Source organism: Streptomyces sp. NPDC059850, assembly GCF_042731515.1.
Lineage (GTDB): Bacteria > Actinomycetota > Actinomycetes > Streptomycetales > Streptomycetaceae > Streptomyces.
Genome location: NZ_JBHWJI010000039.1, coordinates 17,188 through 34,697 on the forward strand (window position 1 = coordinate 17,188; position 17,510 = coordinate 34,697).

The 17,510-nt window shown below is 71.5% G+C and carries 12 protein-coding genes; 7 read left to right on the plus strand and 5 right to left on the minus strand.

Annotated features, from left to right (window positions below; all coding sequences use genetic code 11):
* Window positions 1-162 precede the first annotated feature (162 nt).
* The 3 genes from ACFV9T_RS28175 to ACFV9T_RS28185 all read right to left on the minus strand — a co-directional run bounded on the left by ACFV9T_RS28175 (window position 163) and on the right by ACFV9T_RS28185 (window position 4,778).
* Window positions 163-1,392, minus strand: a complete 1,230-nt coding sequence (locus ACFV9T_RS28175; protein ID WP_385445109.1) for a branched-chain amino acid ABC transporter substrate-binding protein — start codon at window positions 1,390-1,392, stop codon at window positions 163-165.
* A gap of 522 nt (window positions 1,393-1,914) precedes the next feature.
* Entirely contained in the window at window positions 1,915-2,385 is a 471-nt protein-coding gene (locus tag ACFV9T_RS28180) for a hotdog fold thioesterase (protein WP_385445111.1), read from the minus strand.
* Window positions 2,386-2,471: 86 nt separating this feature from the next.
* On the minus strand, window positions 2,472-4,778 hold the full coding sequence (locus tag ACFV9T_RS28185; protein WP_385445113.1) for an FdhF/YdeP family oxidoreductase: 2,307 nt from the start codon (window positions 4,776-4,778) through the stop codon (window positions 2,472-2,474).
* A 145-nt stretch (window positions 4,779-4,923) separates the two neighbouring features.
* On the opposite strand from ACFV9T_RS28185, the gene polA reads away from it, so the two are divergent.
* The 6 genes from polA to ACFV9T_RS28215 all read left to right on the plus strand — a co-directional run bounded on the left by polA (window position 4,924) and on the right by ACFV9T_RS28215 (window position 11,589).
* Complete coding sequence (polA, locus tag ACFV9T_RS28190; protein ID WP_385445115.1) at window positions 4,924-7,662, plus strand: DNA polymerase I; 2,739 nt, start codon at window positions 4,924-4,926, stop codon at window positions 7,660-7,662.
* Between the two features lie 150 nt (window positions 7,663-7,812).
* Window positions 7,813-9,618 (plus strand): lytic murein transglycosylase, encoded by a 1,806-nt coding sequence (locus tag ACFV9T_RS28195; RefSeq protein WP_385445117.1) that lies wholly within the window; start codon window positions 7,813-7,815, stop codon window positions 9,616-9,618.
* Window positions 9,619-9,796: 178 nt separating this feature from the next.
* On the plus strand, window positions 9,797-9,931 hold the full coding sequence (locus ACFV9T_RS28200; RefSeq protein ID WP_385445119.1) for an SPW_0924 family protein: 135 nt from the start codon (window positions 9,797-9,799) through the stop codon (window positions 9,929-9,931).
* A 17-nt stretch (window positions 9,932-9,948) separates the two neighbouring features.
* The gene (locus ACFV9T_RS28205) at window positions 9,949-10,950 is read left to right on the plus strand and encodes a DUF3068 domain-containing protein (RefSeq protein WP_385445120.1); all 1,002 of its coding nucleotides are present in this window, start codon (window positions 9,949-9,951) and stop codon (window positions 10,948-10,950) included.
* 49 nt (window positions 10,951-10,999) lie between these two features.
* Complete coding sequence (locus tag ACFV9T_RS28210; RefSeq protein WP_234357101.1) at window positions 11,000-11,218, plus strand: hypothetical protein; 219 nt, start codon at window positions 11,000-11,002, stop codon at window positions 11,216-11,218.
* Window positions 11,215-11,589, plus strand: coding sequence for a hypothetical protein (locus ACFV9T_RS28215; RefSeq protein ID WP_385445122.1), 375 nt, complete (start codon window positions 11,215-11,217; stop codon window positions 11,587-11,589). Before ACFV9T_RS28210 ends, ACFV9T_RS28215 begins: the two co-directional genes overlap by 4 nt.
* A gap of 6 nt (window positions 11,590-11,595) precedes the next feature.
* Here ACFV9T_RS28215 and ACFV9T_RS28220 read toward each other — a convergent pair whose 3' ends face one another.
* Together ACFV9T_RS28220 and ACFV9T_RS28225 are read right to left on the minus strand one after the other, a co-directional pair.
* Entirely contained in the window at window positions 11,596-14,712 is a 3,117-nt protein-coding gene (locus ACFV9T_RS28220) for an ATP-dependent RNA helicase (protein WP_385445123.1), read from the minus strand.
* Window positions 14,616-15,485, minus strand: a complete 870-nt coding sequence (locus ACFV9T_RS28225) for a class I SAM-dependent methyltransferase (protein ID WP_385445125.1) — start codon at window positions 15,483-15,485, stop codon at window positions 14,616-14,618. Before ACFV9T_RS28225 ends, ACFV9T_RS28220 begins: the two co-directional genes overlap by 97 nt.
* 362 nt (window positions 15,486-15,847) lie before the next feature.
* Here ACFV9T_RS28225 and rpsA point away from each other — a divergent pair, with 362 nt between their 5' ends.
* Window positions 15,848-17,356 carry a 30S ribosomal protein S1 gene (rpsA, locus tag ACFV9T_RS28230; RefSeq protein ID WP_385445127.1) on the plus strand — a complete coding sequence of 503 codons (1,509 nt, stop codon included), beginning with the start codon at window positions 15,848-15,850 and terminating at the stop codon, window positions 17,354-17,356.
* The last annotated feature ends 154 nt before the right edge of the window (window positions 17,357-17,510 follow it).

Sequence of the window (17,510 nt, forward strand, 5' to 3'; positions counted from 1 at the left end):
CGTGCCGCCGGTGGGCCTGCCGGTTTCCCTGCGTTGGGGGCTGTTGTGGCACCGCGGGGCGTCCGTGGTGGTTGTGGTTTTTGCCGCCGGGCTGGGGGGGGGGGGGGCCCCGTGCCGCGGTTGCGTTGCGTGGGTGGGCGGGGGTGGTGCCCCGGGAAGGCGCTAGTCCTTGAAGGTCCTGCTCGTCACGGACTTCCAGGCGCCGTTCTTGACCTGGTAGACGGTCAGCTGCTTGTTGGTGGTGTCGCCGTACTCGTCGAAGGCGACCTTGCCGGTCACGCCGTCGAAGGAGACCTTGCCCAGCGCTTCGGTGACCTTGGCGCGGGCGTCGTCGGGGACCTTGCCGTCGTTGTCCGCGACGACGGCCTTGACGGCCTGGATGATGGCCCAGGCGGCGTCGTAGGAGTAGCCGCCGTAGGCGCCGTACGGGTCCTTGTACTTCTCGGCCGCGTAGTTCTTGACGAACGTCTTGGCGGAGGCGAGCTGTTCGACGGGGTAGCCGACGGAGGTGGCGAGGTCACCCTCGTTGCTGGTGCCGGAGGCCTTGATGAAGGCGGGGTCGTAGAGGCCGTCGCCGCCCATGACCGGGACCTTGGCACCGGCCTGCTTGATCTGGTCGGACAGCAGTCCGCCCTCGGGGTACTGGCCGCCGAAGTAGACGGAGTCGGCGCCGGTGGACTTGACCTTGCCCGCGATGCCGGAGAAGTCGGTCTCCTTGACGGTGAGGTGGTCGGTGCCGACGACCTTGCCGCCGAGGCTCTTGAACTCCTCCGCGAAGATCTTGGCGAGTCCGGCGCCGTAGGTCTGCTTGTCGTCGACGACGAAGACCTTCCGCTTCTTCGCGTCCTTGTAGAAGTACTGCGCGGCGAAGCGGCCCTGGATGATGTCCGTGGTCGCGGTGCGGAAGTAGGTCTTGAACGGGCGGGACTTCTTGCCCGTCGCCCAGGCGTCGCCCTGGCTCAGCGCCGGGTTGGTGTTGGCCGGGGAGACCTCGGCCAGGTCCGCCTTGGCGAAGACGCCCTGCATGGACTGGGCGACGCCGGAGTTCAGCGGGCCGACCGTGCCGAGGATGGCGTCGTCGTCGACCATGGAGGTGGCGTTCTGCTTGCCGGAGGACGGCACGGCCTGGTCGTCGTAGGGCTTGATCTTGAACGTGACGCCGGGGACCTCGTTCTGCTTGGTGGCCACCTTGGCGGCGAGGTCGACGCCGTTCTTGATGCCCTGGCCGAGTGCCGACAGCGACCCGGTGAGCGGGGCGTCGACACCGATGACGACGGTGGTCTTCTTGTCCTTGTCCTCGCTGTCGTTCTGGCCGCGCGAACCGCAGGCGCTGAGGGTGAGGGCTCCCGCGGTGATCGCGGTCGTCATGATGAGCAAGGAACGCTGTCGCACGAAGAATCCTTTCCCTGGCCCGGCCGTCCCTCTGGATTGGGACGCCGTGTCCGCGCCGGTGGACCTTGAACAGCCGTACGGGTGCTGGCGAACACCCGTCGTGGTCGTGACTGGCTGTGACTCTAAGCGTGGGGCGCAGTAGGTGGCAGAGGTGCAGACCATGATGTGACTGTCTTGTTATGACACTGGTCACGTTCTTGTGTCGGTGTAGCGGAACGGAAAGGACAAAGCGGGTGTTTACGGTCAATTCATAAGGTCCGGATAGTGAGAAGCTGCAGTTCCGCTAAGGAGTGAGGGGAACTCGTGAGCGATGCATGGAGTGATGTGCTCATGCCCGCGAGGAGAGATCATCATCGATGACGTCACGCGGCGAAGCCGCCTGATCTTGTATTGCGCAAGTATTACGGAGTGTTACAACCGGGGGGAGGGGTTCCGGCCTGTCCGCGAGACCTGTTCGCGGGCCGCGCACGCGAAAGCGCCACCCCCGGGATCCGGGGGTGGCGCCTCGTGTGAGCTGGGGTGTTACGGCTTCGGCAGGCCCTCCGCCGTGCGCAGCAGGCAGGTCAGCCGGGCGGTGCACACCCGGCGGTCCTGCTCGTCGCTGATGACGATCTCGTACGTGGCGGTCGAGCGCCCCCGGTGGACGGGCGTGGCCACCCCGGTGACCAGACCGGAGCGCGCCCCGCGGTGGTGGGTGCAGTTGAGGTCGACGCCCACCGCGATCCGGCCGCTGCCGCCGTGCAGCATGGAGCCCACCGAGCCGAGGGTCTCGGCCAGCACGGCGGAGGCGCCGCCGTGGAGCAGGCCGTACGGCTGGGTGTTGCCCTCGACGGGCATGGTGCCCACGACCCGCTCCGCGGAGGCTTCGAGGATCTGCACGCCCATGCGGGTGCCGAGGTGACCGGCGGAGAACAGCGCGGGGAGGTCGACGCCGAGCGCCGCGTACTCGTCGATGACCTCTTGCGGGAACTTCACGCTGCCCTGCTCGCCCATCGGGACGGCTCCGTTCGGTTGTGTGCGGTGTCCACCTTCTTATACAGGCTTCTTATCAGGTGCGCTGAGCGGACGCTTAGACGGGGTCAGACGGGATGGGTGGGCTCCAGCCGGATCACCACGGACTTGCTGGCCGGGGTGTTGCTGGTGTCGGCCGTGGAGTCCAGCGGGACCAGGACGTTGGTCTCCGGGTAGTACGAGGCGGCGCAGCCACGGGTGGTCGGGTAGTGGACCACCCGGAACCCGGCGGCGCGCCGCTCGGTGCCGTCCGTCCACTCGCTGACCAGGTCGCAGTACGCGCCGTCGGCGAGTCCCCGCTCGCGGGCGTCCTCGGGGTGGATGAGCACCACCCGGCGGCCGTTCTTGATGCCGCGGTAGCGGTCGTCGAGGCCGTAGATGGTGGTGTTGTACTGGTCGTGGGAGCGCAGGGTCTGCAGCAGCAGCCGGCCCTCCGGGGCCTTCGGGTACTCGACCGGGGCGGCGGTGAAGTTGGCCTTGCCGGTGGTGGTCGGGAAGCTGCGGCTGTCGCGCGGGGCGTGCGGCAGCGCGAAGCCGGACGGGTTGGCGACCCGGGTGTTGAAGTCCTCGAAGCCGGGGATGACGGCCGCGATCCGGTCACGGACCGTGGCGTAGTCGCGCTCGAACTCCGCCCAGGGGGTGGCGCTTTCGGGGCCGAGCACCCGCCGGGCCAGTCGGCAGACGATGGCCGGTTCGGAGAGCAGCTGCGGGCTCGCGGGCTCCAGCCTGCCGCGCGAGGCGTGCACCATGCCCATCGAGTCCTCGACGGTGACGAACTGCGGCCCGCCGTCCTGGATGTCCCGGTCCGAGCGGCCGAGGGTGGGCAGGATCAGGGCGCGGGTGCCGGTGACCACGTGCGAGCGGTTGAGCTTGGTGGAGACGTGGACGGTCAGCCGGGCGACGCGCATGGCGGCCTCGGTGACGTCGGTGTCGGGGGAGGCGGCCACGAAGTTGCCGCCCATGGCGAAGAAGACCTTGGCCCGGCCGTCGCGCAGGGCGCGGATGGAGTCGACGACGTCGAGGCCGTGTTCACGCGGCGGGGCGAAGCCGAACTCCTTCTCCAGGGCGTCCAGGAAGGCGGGGGCGGGCCGCTCGAAGATGCCCATGGTGCGGTCGCCCTGCACATTGCTGTGGCCGCGCACCGGGCACACCCCGGCGCCGGGGCGGCCGACGTTGCCGCGCAGCAGCAGGAAGTTCACGACCTCGCGGATGGTGGGCACCGAGTGCTTGTGCTGGGTCAGACCCATGGCCCAGCAGACGATGGTGCGCTTGGAGGCGAGGACCATGGCAAGCGTGCGCTCGATCTCGTCCCGGGTGAGGCCGGTGGCGCGCAGCGTCTCGTCCCAGTCGGCGGCGCGGGCGGCGGCGGCGAACTCCTCGAAGCCGTGGGTGTGCTCGCGGATGAAGTCCTCGTCGATCACGCCGTCTTCTGTGCTGGCGGCGTTGTCGGATGTCTCCAGGATCAGCTTGTTGAGGAGGCGGAAGAGGGCTTGGTCGCCGCCGATCCGGATCTGCAGGAAGAGATCGGTGAGCGAGGTGCCGACGCCCGCGATCCCCTTGGCGTTCTGCGGGTTCTTGAACCGCTCCAGACCCGCCTCGGGCAGCGGGTTGATGGAGATGATGTTCGCGCCGTTGCCCTTCGCCTTCTCCAGGGCGGAGAGCATGCGCGGGTGGTTGGTGCCCGGGTTCTGCCCGGCGACGATGATCAGGTCGGCCTTGTGGAGATCCTCCAGCAGCACGCTGCCCTTGCCGACGCCCAGGGTCTCGGTCAGCGCGGAGCCCGAGGACTCGTGGCACATGTTGGAGCAGTCCGGCAGGTTGTTGGTGCCGAACTCGCGGGCGAAGAGCTGGTAGAGGAAGGCGGCCTCGTTGCTGGTGCGCCCGGAGGTGTAGAAGAGGGCCTCGTCGGGGGAGTCCAGGGCGTGCAGTTCGTCGGCGATGATGTCGAACGCGCGGTCCCAGCTCACCGGCTCGTAGGCGTCGGCGCCCTCGTCCAGGAACATGGGCTGGGTGATCCGGCCCTGCTGGCCGAGCCAGTAGCCGCTGCGGGTGGCGAGGTCGGCCACCGGGTGGGCGGCGAAGAAGTCGGGGGTGACCTGGCGCAGGGTCGCCTCCTCGGCGACGGCCTTCGCGCCGTTCTCGCAGAACTCGGCCGCGTGCCGCTTGTCGCCCTCGGGCCAGGCGCAGCCCGGGCAGTCGAAGCCGTTCTTCTGGTTGACCCGCATGAGGGTTTGGGCGGTGCGGCGGATTCCCATCTGCTGATGGGCGATGCGCAGCGAGTGACCGACCGCGGTGAGCCCGGCGGCGGCGTGTTTCGGGGGTGCGACCTCGGGCGCGTCCTGGATCGGATCGCCTGCGGGTGGCTTGGCTGCCATGTCGCTCCCCTTTTTTTGGCTCGGCGTGTGCAGGGCCTGTTCCCCTTCGATCCTTTCATGAGTCACCGACTTCGGGGTCACCCGGGAGGCCGCCGGGGGTGGGAGGCGGGGAGCGTTGTCGGTGGGGCGTGGCAGGATCGGGGGCGTGGCAGAGAAAGCATCGAAGAAGACCGCAGCGCCCGCCCCCGACCGCACGGGGGACGACCGTCCCCGCCTGCTCCTGCTGGACGGGCATTCCCTGGCATACCGGGCGTTCTTCGCGCTGCCGGCGGAGAACTTCAGCACGACCTCCGGCCAGACGACGAACGCGATCTACGGCTTCACCTCGATGCTGGCGAACACGCTCCGTGATGAGCAGCCCACGCACCTGGCGGTGGCGTTCGATGTCTCGCGCAAGACCTGGCGCTCCGAGCAGTTCACGGAGTACAAGGCGAACCGCTCCAAGAGCCCGGACGAGTTCAAGGGGCAGGTCGAGCTGATCGGCGAGCTGCTCGACACGATGAACGTCACGCGCTTCGCGGTGGACGGCTTCGAGGCGGACGACGTGATCGCCACCCTGGCCACCCAGGCCGAGGCCGAGGGCTTCGAGGTGCTGATCGTCACCGGTGACCGCGATTCGTTCCAGCTGGTCAGCGACCATGTGACGGTCCTCTACCCGACCAAGGGCGTCTCCGAGCTGACCCGGTTCACCCCCGAGAAGGTCCAGGAGAAGTACGGCCTCACCCCGCGCCAGTACCCGGACTTCGCGGCGCTGCGCGGCGACCCGTCGGACAACCTGCCCGGCATCCCGGGGGTCGGCGAGAAGACCGCCGCGAAGTGGATCAACCAGTTCGGGTCGTTCCAGGAGCTGGTGAACCGGGTCGACGAGGTCAAGGGCAAGGTCGGCGAGAAGCTGCGCGACCACCTGGACGCCGTCAAGCTCAACCGCCAGCTGACCGAGCTGGTCAGGGACGTGGAGCTGGGCACAGGCCCCGACGGTCTCAAGCGCGTGCCGTACGACCGCGAGGCGATGGCCGTGGTGCTGGACGCGCTGGAGTTCCGCCACCAGAACTTCCGCGACCGGATCCTGGCGGTCGACCCGGGCGCGGCCGAGGAGGAGCCCGCCGCCGCGGCCCCCGGCGTCGAGGTCGACGGGGTGACGCTCGCCGCGGGCGAGCTGGCGCCCTGGCTGGCGGACCGCGGCGCCGAGCCGCTGGGCCTGGCCACCGTGGACACCTGGGCGCTGGGCAGCGGCAGCGTCAGCGAGATCGCGCTCGCCACCGCGGGCGGGCCCGCCGTCTGCTTCGACCCGACCGAGCTGGACGAGGCCGACGAGCGGGCCTTCGCGGCCTGGATCGCCGACCCGGACCGCCCGAAGGTGCTGCACAGCGCCAAGGGCGCCATGCGGGTCTTCGCCGAGCACGGCTGGTCCGTCGCGGGCGTCTCGATGGACACCGCGCTCTCCGCTTATCTGGTCAAGCCGGGCCGCCGGTCCTTCGAGCTGGACGCCCTGTCCGTCGAGTACCTGGGCCGTGAGCTGTCCCCGGCGGCGGCCGCCGACAGCGGGCAGCTCGCCTTCGGCGCCGACGAACAGGCCGAGCAGGACGCCCTGATGATCAAGGCGCGTACGGTGCTCGACCTCGGCCAGGCGTTCCGCGGGCGGCTGGAGGAGGTCGGCGCGGCCGGGCTGCTGAGCGATGTGGAGCTGCCCACCTCCGAGCTGCTGGCCCGGCTGGAGCGCTCCGGAATCGCCGCCGACCGCGGCTGGCTGGAGGGCATGGAGCAGCAGTTCGCGGGCGCCGTCCAGCAGGCGGTGAAGGAGGCGCACGCCGCGGTGGGCCACGAGTTCAACCTCGGCTCGCCCAAGCAGCTCCAGGAAGTGCTCTTCAACGAGCTGGGCCTGCCGAAGACGAAGAAGACCAAGACCGGGTACACGACGGACGCCGACGCGCTCGCCTGGCTGGCCGCGCAGACCGACCACGAACTCCCGGTGATCATGCTGCGCCACCGGGAGCAGGCCCGGCTGCGCTCCACCGTGGAGGGGCTGATCAAGACGATCTCCTCCAGCGGCCGCATCCACACCACGTTCAACCAGACCGTGGCGGCGACCGGCCGGCTGTCGTCGACCGACCCCAACCTGCAGAACATCCCGGTGCGTACGGACGAGGGCCGGGCGATCCGGCGCGGCTTCGTCGTCGGCGAGGGCTTCGAGTCCCTGATGACCGCCGACTACAGCCAGATCGAGCTGCGCGTGATGGCCCATCTCTCCGAGGACGACGGCCTGATCGAGGCGTTCACCTCGGGTGAGGACCTGCACACCACGGTCGCCTCCCAGGTGTTCGGCGTCGACAAGTCCGAGGTCGACCCGGAGATGCGGCGCAAGATCAAGGCCATGTCGTACGGCCTGGCGTACGGGCTCTCGGCGTTCGGCCTCTCCGGGCAGCTGGGCATCGGCCCGGACGAGGCGCGCCGCCTGATGGACACCTTCTTCGAGCGGTTCGGCGGGGTCCGCGACTATCTGCAGCGGGTTGTGGAGGAGGCACGCGCCATCGGCTATACGGAGACCATGCTCGGCCGCCGCCGCTACCTCCCCGATCTCACCAGCGACAACCGGCAGCGCCGCGAGATGGCCGAGCGGATGGCGCTCAACGCCCCGATCCAGGGCACCGCCGCCGACATCGTCAAGATCGCGATGCTGAAGGTGGACGCCGCGTTGACGGCAGGCGAACTCTCGTCGCGGATGCTGCTCCAAGTGCACGACGAAATCGTGCTGGAGATCGCGCCGGGGGAGCGGGAGCGCGTGGAGGAGCTGGTGCGGCGCGAGATGGCCGGTGCGTTCCAACTGCGCGCTCCGCTGGATGTGTCGGTGGGTGTCGGCACCGACTGGGAGTCGGCCGCCCACTGAGCGGGCGCCCGGGCGGAAGCGTCAAGTCCGGACCCTCGAATGGCCGCTGACGGGCGGTGGGCAGCGGTAGTCGCGGGCTCTAAGTTGTCGTAGTGTCACCAGGGTTGACGCGCGGGGGAGCGCATTGTGTTCGACGGGAGGGACACACGGATGGCACCGCTTATCGGCCGACGTCTGCGTAAGGGGGCGGCCACGACGGCGGTCGCGGCGGCCGCGATGGCCGCCCTCACCGCATCCCAGGCGCCCGGCTTCGCCGCGCAGGACTACGGCGACGGGGATCACCGGGACCGGGCCAGTGGGGCGCAGCCGTCGCCCGATACGCCCATCGACGGCGGCGGTTCGTACCACACCGAGCTGCCGCCCCTGACCAAGCCGGACAAGCCGGGCTCCTCGGTCGATCTGCCGGGGTTCCCGGGCAGCAGTGCCAAGGCCCAGGCGGGCATCCCGGCGAGCGTGCTGGCCGCGTACAAGAAGGCGGAGGCGGCGCTCAGGGAGTCCAAGCCCGGCTGCAACCTGCCGTGGCAGCTGCTGGCCGCTATCGGCAAGGTCGAGTCCGGCCAGGCCCGCGGCGGCAACGTGGACCGGGAGGGGACGACCGTCAGCCCCATCCTCGGCCCGGCTCTCAACGGCAACGGCTTCGCCCTGATCAAGGACAGCGACGGCGGCGAGTTCGACGGGGACACCACCCACGACCGGGCCGTCGGCCCCATGCAGTTCATCCCGTCCACCTGGGCGGGCTGGGGCCAGGACGGCAATGGGGACGGGCGCAGCGACCCCAACAACATCTATGACGCGGCGCTCGCCGCGGGCAACTATCTGTGTGCCAACAACCGTGACCTGTCCGTCCAGAAGGACCTGAACGCCGCGATCCTCGGCTACAACCGCTCGCAGGAGTACCTGAACACCGTCCTGTCGTGGTTCGAGTACTACAAGAGCGGCACCCACGAGGTTCCCGACGGCGCCGGTGTGCTGCCCTCGGAGCGGAGCGAGCCGTCCGGTGACGGCTCGAAGCAGGGCTCCCCGTCCGGCTCGAAGGAATCCGGCAAGGGCAACGGTTCCGGGAAGGGCGACGGTTCCGGGAAGGGCAACGGCGGGGCGCACACCCTGCCCAAGCCCGACGAGACCGACGACGGGCGCGGCGGCTCCACCTCCCCCTCGCCCGACCCGACCGACGAGGGCCCCGGGCAGACGCCCGGTCCGAACCTCCCCACCCCGCCGACCACGCCGCCCACCACCCCCGCCCCCAAGCCCACCGGCGCCGCCAAGCTGACCGCGATCGGCGCCCAGCAGCTCACCGCCACCGCCGGTGAGACGTTCAGCCGGTCCCCGAAGGTCCTCGCGGTGGACGCCAAGGGCAAGCCGGTGGCGGCGGCGCGCGTGAAGTACGAGATCCGCGGCGAGACGAGCGCCCGCTTCATCGGCCTCGTCCGTTCCATCACCCTGCTCACCGGCCCCGATGGCACCGTCACCGCGCCCAAGATGCTCGCGGGCGAGAAGGCCGGTTCGTTCACGCTGCGCGCCACGGCCGTCGGGCGCGACAAGGTGGCCCCGGTCGACTACGCCGGGACCGTCAAGCCCCGCCCCGTACCGCAGGCCGACGCGCTGGCCCGCCTCGGGGACGGCGTCCTGACGGCCGAGGCCGGTGGTTCCTTCGCCGATCTCCTCACCGTCAAGGCGACCTACAAGGGCAAGGTCGCGGCGGGCGTCCCGGTCACCGCGACCATGATCAAGGACGCCAAGAAGCCCGAGCTGAACGACAAGGGCCCGTACTTCCTCGACGCCGAGGACAAGCCGGTGCGCACCCTGACCGGGCTGAAGACCAACGCCCTCGGACAGCTGATGCTTCCGAAGGTCCTGACCGACGAGCACGCGGGCACCTATCTGCTCCGCCTCACCACAGCTGACGGCGCCGTCCTGGACGTCGAGCTGAAGGTCACCCCGGCCGCCGCCTCCTAGGCAGCCGCCGCCAGGGCATCCAGCGCGCCGCCCCCGAGCCCCCACCGGGCCCGGGGGCGGCGCGTTTCGCGATTCGGGCTTGCGTGTTCTCATTCGCGCCGCTCGTTGCTACGGTGCCCAGCCCCGGCTGAAACTGACGCCCTGTCAGCAGTCGTCACTGGAACCACGGGAGGCCCGCATGCGCGCCCTCGCCGCCGCCGCGATCGGACTCGCCGCCGCCCTCGCCCTCGTCTTCACGGTGACGGCCATCGGCGCCCCCAGCGGCACCACCTCCCCCAAGCCGCTGCTCACCACCGTCCCCGAGCGCCCCTGAGGGAGGGACACCCCGCCATGCGCCGCAAAGCCAGCCTGGTGCTGCTCGCCTTCGCCGTCTTCTTCGCCGCCCTCGCGCCGCTGGTGCGCTGGTACGCCTTCCCCCGGCTCGCCAAGATCCCGCCCAGCGAGTACCAGACGGCCGTCCTGGAGGCCCGCCCCGCCACCCTGCTCGACTACGCGACGATGAAGCCCCGCACGGTCCCCAAGGTCAGCATCGTGCAGACCCTGCGCGGGAACGTGGGCGCGGCGAAGAAGGTCGGCGCGGAGACCGGGCGCGATGTCGTCGTCTGGGACGCCCTGTCGTACATCCAGGGCCCAGACGGCAAGATGGTCTCCCGCATCCCCGAGCGCTACGTCTTCGACGCCCACACCCAGGACCCGGTGCACGCGGGCGGCGAGCACGTCGACGGCGACGCCGTGCGCCGCGAGGGCATCGAGTACAAGTGGCCGTTCCTCACCGAGAAGCGCGACTACCGCTACTTCGACGCCCAGACCCGCACCTCCGCGCCCATCCACTACCAGGGCACCCGCCAGTTCCGCGGTCTGACGGTGTACTACTTCGAGCAGACCATCCCCTGGACCAAGGTCCCGCTGCCCAAGACCATGCCGGTCGACGGCATCACCCCGGAGACCGTCCGCAAGGCCGGGACCTCCCGCTGGTACACCACCAAGCGGATGTTCTGGGTCGAGCCCACCACCGGGGCGCCCGTCAACGGGCAGGAGATCCACCGCGAGGAGCTGCGCGGCGGCACGCTGCTCGGTGGCCGGGACCGGGTGACCGTCTTCTCCGGGCACGTGAAGATGCGCGAGGACTACGTCGCCCACACGGTCGAGCTGGTCACCTCGCAGCGGCAGCTGGTCCTCGCCTTCACGACGTATGTGCCCTGGGGGTTCGGGCTGCTGGGCGCCGGACTGCTCGCGCTCGCGCTGCTGCTGGAGGCGCGCGGCCGCCGGGCGGCGCCCGGGCAGGGGACGCGGCGACGGATCGTCAACCTCCGTCCCCGCGTTCCCTCCTGATAGTGACGCCGGTAGTGATCTCGGTAGTTAGCTGGCTAGCATGCGCTCCATGCCGGGTATCACGATCGAGTTCACCGAGCAGGAACTGGCCGAGCTGCGCGCGGAGGCCAAGGAGAAGGGCGTGGCCATCAAGCGCCTCGCCCACGACATACTGACCGAGGACGTCGTTCGGCGGCGTCAGAAGCAGCGCTTCGTCGAAGGCGCCGTGCGGTTCGCCATGGGCTACAAGGCCGAGTTCGAGCGGGAGTTCCCGGAAGGGCTGCGTTGATCCTGTATGTCGACGCCGGCTGGGTGCTCAACGTGCAGGTCGACGTCTCCCCGGTGAACACTCCCGTACGGGACTGGGGCGCACTCCACTGCATGAGCGAGCGGCACCGCTACGAACGGTTCGCGGGCGAGCCGTACTACGAGGAGGCCGCGGCCCGCGCCGCGACCTTCCTCCACACCTCGCTGATCCTGGAACCGTTCTCCGACTACAACGCGGTGATCGGCGCCGCCTGCGCCCAGATGTACCTGGAGGAGTCCGGCGAGGCGATCGCCCCGCCGTCCGGCGGCATGGTGAGCCTCATCCGCGACATACGGGACAACCGGCTCCGCCTGAGCGAGACCGCCCGGCGGCTGCGCGCCTGGGCGGTCTGAAGCCGTTCAGCGGCGGCTGTTGGTGCGCCGCGTCGGCTCGGCCGTGGTCGGGTCCTCCGGCCACGGGTGCTTGGGGTAGCGGCCGCGCAGCTCGGCCCGTACGGACCGGTAGCCGTCCCGCCAGAACGACGCCAGGTCGGCCGTGACCGCGGCCGGACGCCCCGCCGGTGACAGCAGGTGCACCAGCAGCGGCACCCGCCCGCCCGCGATCCGCGGCGACTCCTGCCAGCCGAACAGCTCCTGCAGCTTCGCCGCCAGCACCGGCTGCCCGCCCTCGTCCCCGTAGTCCACCCGCACCCGCGACCCGCTCGGCACCTCGACCCGCTCCGGCGCCAGCTCCTCGAAGCGCGCCGCGTCGCCGGTCGCCCACGGCAGCAGCCGGGCCAGCGCCTGACCGGCGTCCACCCGCTCCAGATCCGCCCGCCGCCGCGCCCGGCCCAGCTCCATGCCCAGCCACGCGTCCGGGTCCGCCAGCAGCGCCGCCTCCGACACGTCCGGCCAGGGCGCCCCCAGCTCCCGGTACAGGAACGCCATCCGCTGCCGTACGGCGATGGCCTGCGCGGACCAGCGCAGCAGCCCCGTCCCCTCGCGCCGCAGCCCCTCCAGCAGCGCCGCGTGCACGAGCGCCGGGTCGGGCGCGGCCAGCGGCCGGACCACCAGCTCGATCGCCCCGAGCCGGGACACCCGCCGGGCGACGACGTCCCCGTCGGCCCAGCGCACCTCCTCGCCGTCCGACCCCAGCACCGCGGCCGCCGTACGGGCCGTCTCCTCGTCGGTGACGGCGGCGAGCCGCACCCGCGCCGACGCGGCGGCCACCGGCCGGTCCGCGACCGCCACGGCCAGCCACGGCGCCCCGCCCAACCGCGACCCGTCGTGTAGTTCGGCCCCGGTCCCGGCGGCCATGAGATACGCCCGCCCACCCCGCGACCGAGCCACCCGCTCAGGAAACGCGAGCGCGACGACCAGCCCGGCGACGGCGTCATCGCTCCGCCCCGCGACGACTTGCCCCCGGCCGGACGTCCCGCTCCGTGCGCCCCGGGCCGTGGCGCCGTGGGCCCGCCGGATGCCGCCCGACTGTCCGGCTGCGGCCCCGGCGCCCGCCGCCTCGCCCCCGCCGGGGGCGTCGGGCGGGTGCTTGGCCTCGGTTCTCGCGGGTGGCGTGGGGTGCCCAGGGGTGGGCGTCGCCGTGGTGGGCCTCCTGTCTGCGGCCTGGCTGGTGTGCGTCCGCCCGCCCCCGCGCCCCGGCTGTCCGGCCTGCGCCCCGGCGGCTGCCCGGCCGGGTGCGGCCTCGGCGCCCGGCTGTCCGGTTGGGGCGCTCGCGCACTCGGCGTCGGTCTCCGCGTCCGGTGCGGGGTGTCCGGAGGTGGGCCCCGGCTGGCCGGTTCGGGTGTCCGCGGGCTCGGCCGTCTCTGCCCTCGCGGGCGGCTCGGTGGCGGCGGGCGTCGCCGCCGACGGTCCGCCGGGGGCGTCCGTACGGGGGCCGCCGCCACCCGTCACCGCGCGCTCCAGGCGGCGGGACTCCTGGCGCCAGCGGGTGGCGTACGGGTCGGCACCTCGGCGGGCGGTGTGCCAGGCGGCGGCCAGGTCGTCGCCGTACTCCCGTGGCGGCTCCTCGCTCAGCAGGGCCACCACCTCGGCCGCCCGGCGGGCGCCTACCTCGCCCGCGCCGTCGATGAGGGCGCGGGCGAGGCGGGGGTGGAGGCCGAGGCGGGACATGCGGCGGCCGCGTTCGGTGGCGCGGCCCGCCGCGTCGACGGCGCCGATCGCGGTCAGCACCTCCCGCGCGGCCGTCATGGCCCCGGCGGGCGGTGGGTCGAGCAGAGCGAGGCCGGAGGCGTCCGGTTCGCCCCAGCACGCCGCCTGGAGGGCGAAGGCCGTCAGGTCGGCTTCGGCTATCTCCGGGGACGGGAAGCGCGGCAGCCGGGCGTCCTCGGCCTCCGGCCAGCAGCGGTAGACCGTACCCGGCGCCTCGCGCCCGGCCCGGCCCGCGCGCTGCCGGGCCGCGGCCCGGGACGCCCGGACGGTCGTCAGCGCGCTCAGACCCCGCGCGTGGTCCATGCGCGGTTCGCGGGCGAGGCCGCTGTCGACGACGATCCGTACGCCCGGCACGGTCAGGCTCGACTCGGCGACCGAGGTCGCCAGCACCACCCGCCGCCGCCCGCCGTCCGAGCCCGCGAGCACGGCTTCCTGTACGGCGGCGGGGGCCCGGCCGTGGACCTGGAGGACGTCCGCGTCGGCGCCGCCCAGCAGCCCCGCCACCCGGCCGATCTCGCCGACGCCGGGCAGGAAGCACAGGACGTCCCCCGACCGCTCGCGCAGCGCGCGGCGCACCACGTCCGCGACGTGGTCGAGCTGGGCCGGGTCCACCCGCATGCCATGCGGTGGGCGTACGGGACGTACGGGCGGCGCCCACACCGCCTCGACGGGGTGCGACACGCCCGGGGCCGAGACGACCGGCGCGGGGCCGCCGCCATCGCCGCCCAGCAGCCGCGCCCACCCCTCCGCGTCCGTCGTCGCCGACGCGGCGATCAGCCGCAGCTCCGGGCGCAGGGCGGCCTGGACGTCCAGCAGGAAGGCGGCCGCCGTGTCGGCGTCCAGGTGCCGCTCATGGCATTCGTCCAGGACGACGGCGTCGACCCCGGCCAGCTCCTGGTCCCGCTGCAGCCGCTGCACCAGCACACCCGTGGTGACCACCTCGACCACGGTGCGGGGCCCGGCCTGCCGCTCCCCGCGCACCGTGAAGCCGACGCGTTCGCCGGTCCGCTCGCCGAGCAGCCACGCCATGCGGCGCGCGGCGGCCCGCGCCGCGATCCGGCGCGGCTCGGCCACCAGGACACGGCGAACCGGTGAGCCAGCGCCGTCCAGCAGTCCGGCCAGGACGAGCGGCACCAGGGTGGTCTTGCCGGTCCCGGGCGGCGCGCACAGCACCGCCGACCCCCGCTCGTCGAGCGCGCGCAGCAGCTCGGGTACGGCCGCGCGGACGGGGAGCCGCGCGAGGACGTCCGTACGCACGCCAGGCCCCCCGCTCAATCCCGCTCGCAGACGAAGACGGCCGTGCCCGGGATGAGCCCGCCGCGCAGCGGGGACCAGCCGCCCCACTCCTGACGGTTCCAGGCGGGCCATTCCGGTTCCACGAGGTCGATCAGCCGGAAGCCCCCGCCCACGACGTCCCGTACCCGGTCACCGATGGTCCGGTGGTGCTCCACATAGACGGCACGGCCCGCGTCGTCCTGTTCCACATAAGGGGTGCGGTCGAAGTACGAGCCGGAGATGCTCAGCCCCTCGGGCCCCGGCTCGTCGGGGAACGCCCACCGCACCGGATGCGTCACCGAGAACACCCACCGGCCGCCCGGCCGCAGTACCCGGCGCACCTCGCGCATCACCCGTACCGGCTCCGCCACGAAGGGCACCGCCCCGTACGCCGAGCAGGCGAGGTCGAACGATCCGTCCCGGAAGGGGAGCGCGGTGGCGTCGGCCTGGACCAGCGCGATGCCGTCGGAGCCGGGACCGTCGATCCGCTGGGCGTGCCGCAGCTGCCGGTGGGAGATGTCGAGCGCCACGGGGCGCGCGCCGCGCGCCGCGAGCCACCGCGCGCACTGCGCCGCGCCCGCGCCCACCTCCAGTACGTCGCGCCCCTTCAGCCGGTCCGCGGGTCCGAGCAGCCCGGCTTCCTCCTCGTCCAGCCCTTCCGGGCCCCAGACGAAGCGGTCGTCGCCGAGGAACGTGCCGTGCTCCTCCTGGTACTCGTCCGCGTTGCGGTCCCACCAGCCGCGGCTGGCCCGGCTGCTCTCCGTGTCGTCGGCGATCCGGCGGGTGGCGGTGGGCTCGTCGGCCTCGGGGGCCTCGGGGGCCTCGGGGGCCCGGAAGGCACCGCTGGGCTTGTGTTCTTGGACCATCAGGCGCGTCGTCGTACTCTCTGTATCGACCTGTGGCTGCGGGGCACGGCAAGGGACCGCGTCGCAGCAGTGACTTGCAAATTGCCGGGTTCGGGGCGTTAGGCCCCACGTGCGCTCTTCGTGCATTGACCATGCCCGGCCGCCCCCGTATGCTACAAGTTGCGCTGCGGGCCTGCGTGACTCAGACGGAGCAGGCCGCGCTCGTATCTGTTGTATGTCCCCTCGGTTGTCGAGGCGTTTTCGGTCTCTCGGAAGATCCGTAAGACCACGCCTCACAGGCTGTCCGGCTTCGGCAGTGCGGTAAAGGGTCCTCGGCGTAGCAGTACCTACGACTCAATGTCCGTACCGGAGCCCTTTCCCACATGACGAGCAGCACCGAGGCAACCCGCACCACCCCGCAGGTGGCGGTAAACGACATCGGTTCCGAGGAAGCCTTCCTCGCCGCGATCGACGAGACGATCAAGTACTTCAACGACGGCGACATCGTCGACGGCGTCATCGTGAAGGTCGACCGGGACGAGGTCCTGCTCGACATTGGTTACAAGACCGAAGGCGTCATCCCTTCTCGCGAGCTTTCGATCAAGCACGACGTCGACCCGAACGAGGTCGTGGCCGTCGGCGATGAGATCGAGGCCCTGGTTCTCCAGAAGGAGGACAAGGAAGGCCGCCTGATCCTCTCGAAGAAGCGCGCCCAGTACGAGCGCGCCTGGGGCACCATCGAGAAGATCAAGGAAGAGGACGGGATCGTCACCGGTACCGTCATCGAGGTCGTCAAGGGTGGTCTCATCCTCGACATCGGCCTCCGCGGCTTCCTCCCCGCCTCCCTGGTCGAGATGCGCCGCGTCCGCGACCTCCAGCCCTACGTGGGCAAGGAGCTCGAGGCGAAGATCATCGAGCTGGACAAGAACCGCAACAACGTGGTCCTGTCCCGCCGCGCCTGGCTGGAGCAGACCCAGAGCGAGGTCCGTCAGACCTTCCTCACCACCCTCCAGAAGGGTCAGGTGCGCTCCGGCGTCGTCTCCTCCATCGTCAACTTCGGTGCCTTCGTGGACCTGGGTGGCGTCGACGGCCTGGTTCACGTCTCCGAGCTGTCCTGGAAGCACATCGACCACCCGTCCGAGGTCGTCGAGGTCGGCCAGGAGGTCACGGTCGAGGTCCTCGACGTCGACATGGACCGCGAGCGCGTCTCCCTGTCGCTCAAGGCGACCCAGGAAGACCCGTGGCAGCAGTTCGCCCGGACCCACCAGATCGGTCAGGTCGTCCCGGGTAAGGTCACGAAGCTGGTGCCGTTCGGTGCGTTCGTCCGCGTGGACGAGGGCATCGAGGGTCTGGTCCACATCTCCGAGCTGGCCGAGCGCCACGTGGAGATCCCGGAGCAGGTCGTCCAGGTCAACGACGAGATCTTCGTCAAGGTCATCGACATCGACCTCGAGCGCCGCCGCATCAGCCTCTCGCTGAAGCAGGCCAACGAGGCCTTCGGTGCCGACCCGTCCGTGGTCGAGTTCGACCCGACCCTGTACGGCATGGCCGCGTCGTACGACGACCAGGGCAACTACATCTACCCCGAGGGCTTCGACCCCGAGGCCAACGACTGGCTCGAGGGGTACGAGAAGCAGCGCGAGGAATGGGAGCGTCAGTACGCCGACGCGCAGACCCGCTTCGAGCAGCACCAGGCGCAGGTCATCAAGTCCCGCGAGGCCGACGAGCAGGCCGCTGCCGAGGGAGCGACCAGCGCTGCCCCGGCGCCCGGCGGCGGGCAGGCTTCCGGCGGCGGTTCGTACTCCTCGGAGTCGGCCGACAACTCCGGCGCCCTGGCGTCGGACGAGGCGCTGGCCGCGCTCCGCGAGAAGCTGGCCGGTGGCCAGAGCTGAACCGCTGTGCCGCTGACCGCTAGCGGCACCGGCTGATCGAGTGTGAGGCCCGTTTCCCTCCGGGGGAGCGGGCCTCACGCATGTCTCCGGTCGTGTACGGCCATGATGCGCACAGGAGTTGTGGCCGGGGACCGGGAATGCGCCCGCCCCCGCG

Coding starts and splice junctions, on each gene's coding strand:
- ACFV9T_RS28180 (WP_385445111.1), bottom strand. CDS start 2,385: ATGGGCGAGCAGGGCAGCGTGAAGTTCCCGCAAGAGGTCATCGACGAG.
- ACFV9T_RS28185 (WP_385445113.1), bottom strand. CDS start 4,778: ATGGCAGCCAAGCCACCCGCAGGCGATCCGATCCAGGACGCGCCCGAG.
- ACFV9T_RS28195 (WP_385445117.1), top strand. CDS start 7,813: ATGGCACCGCTTATCGGCCGACGTCTGCGTAAGGGGGCGGCCACGACG.
- ACFV9T_RS28200 (WP_385445119.1), top strand. CDS start 9,797: ATGCGCGCCCTCGCCGCCGCCGCGATCGGACTCGCCGCCGCCCTCGCC.
- ACFV9T_RS28205 (WP_385445120.1), top strand. CDS start 9,949: ATGCGCCGCAAAGCCAGCCTGGTGCTGCTCGCCTTCGCCGTCTTCTTC.
- ACFV9T_RS28210 (WP_234357101.1), top strand. CDS start 11,000: ATGCCGGGTATCACGATCGAGTTCACCGAGCAGGAACTGGCCGAGCTG.
- ACFV9T_RS28220 (WP_385445123.1), bottom strand. CDS start 14,712: ATGGCCCGCCTGGAACCGTCAGGAGTGGGGCGGCTGGTCCCCGCTGCG.
- ACFV9T_RS28225 (WP_385445125.1), bottom strand. CDS start 15,485: ATGGTCCAAGAACACAAGCCCAGCGGTGCCTTCCGGGCCCCCGAGGCC.
- rpsA (WP_385445127.1), top strand. CDS start 15,848: ATGACGAGCAGCACCGAGGCAACCCGCACCACCCCGCAGGTGGCGGTA.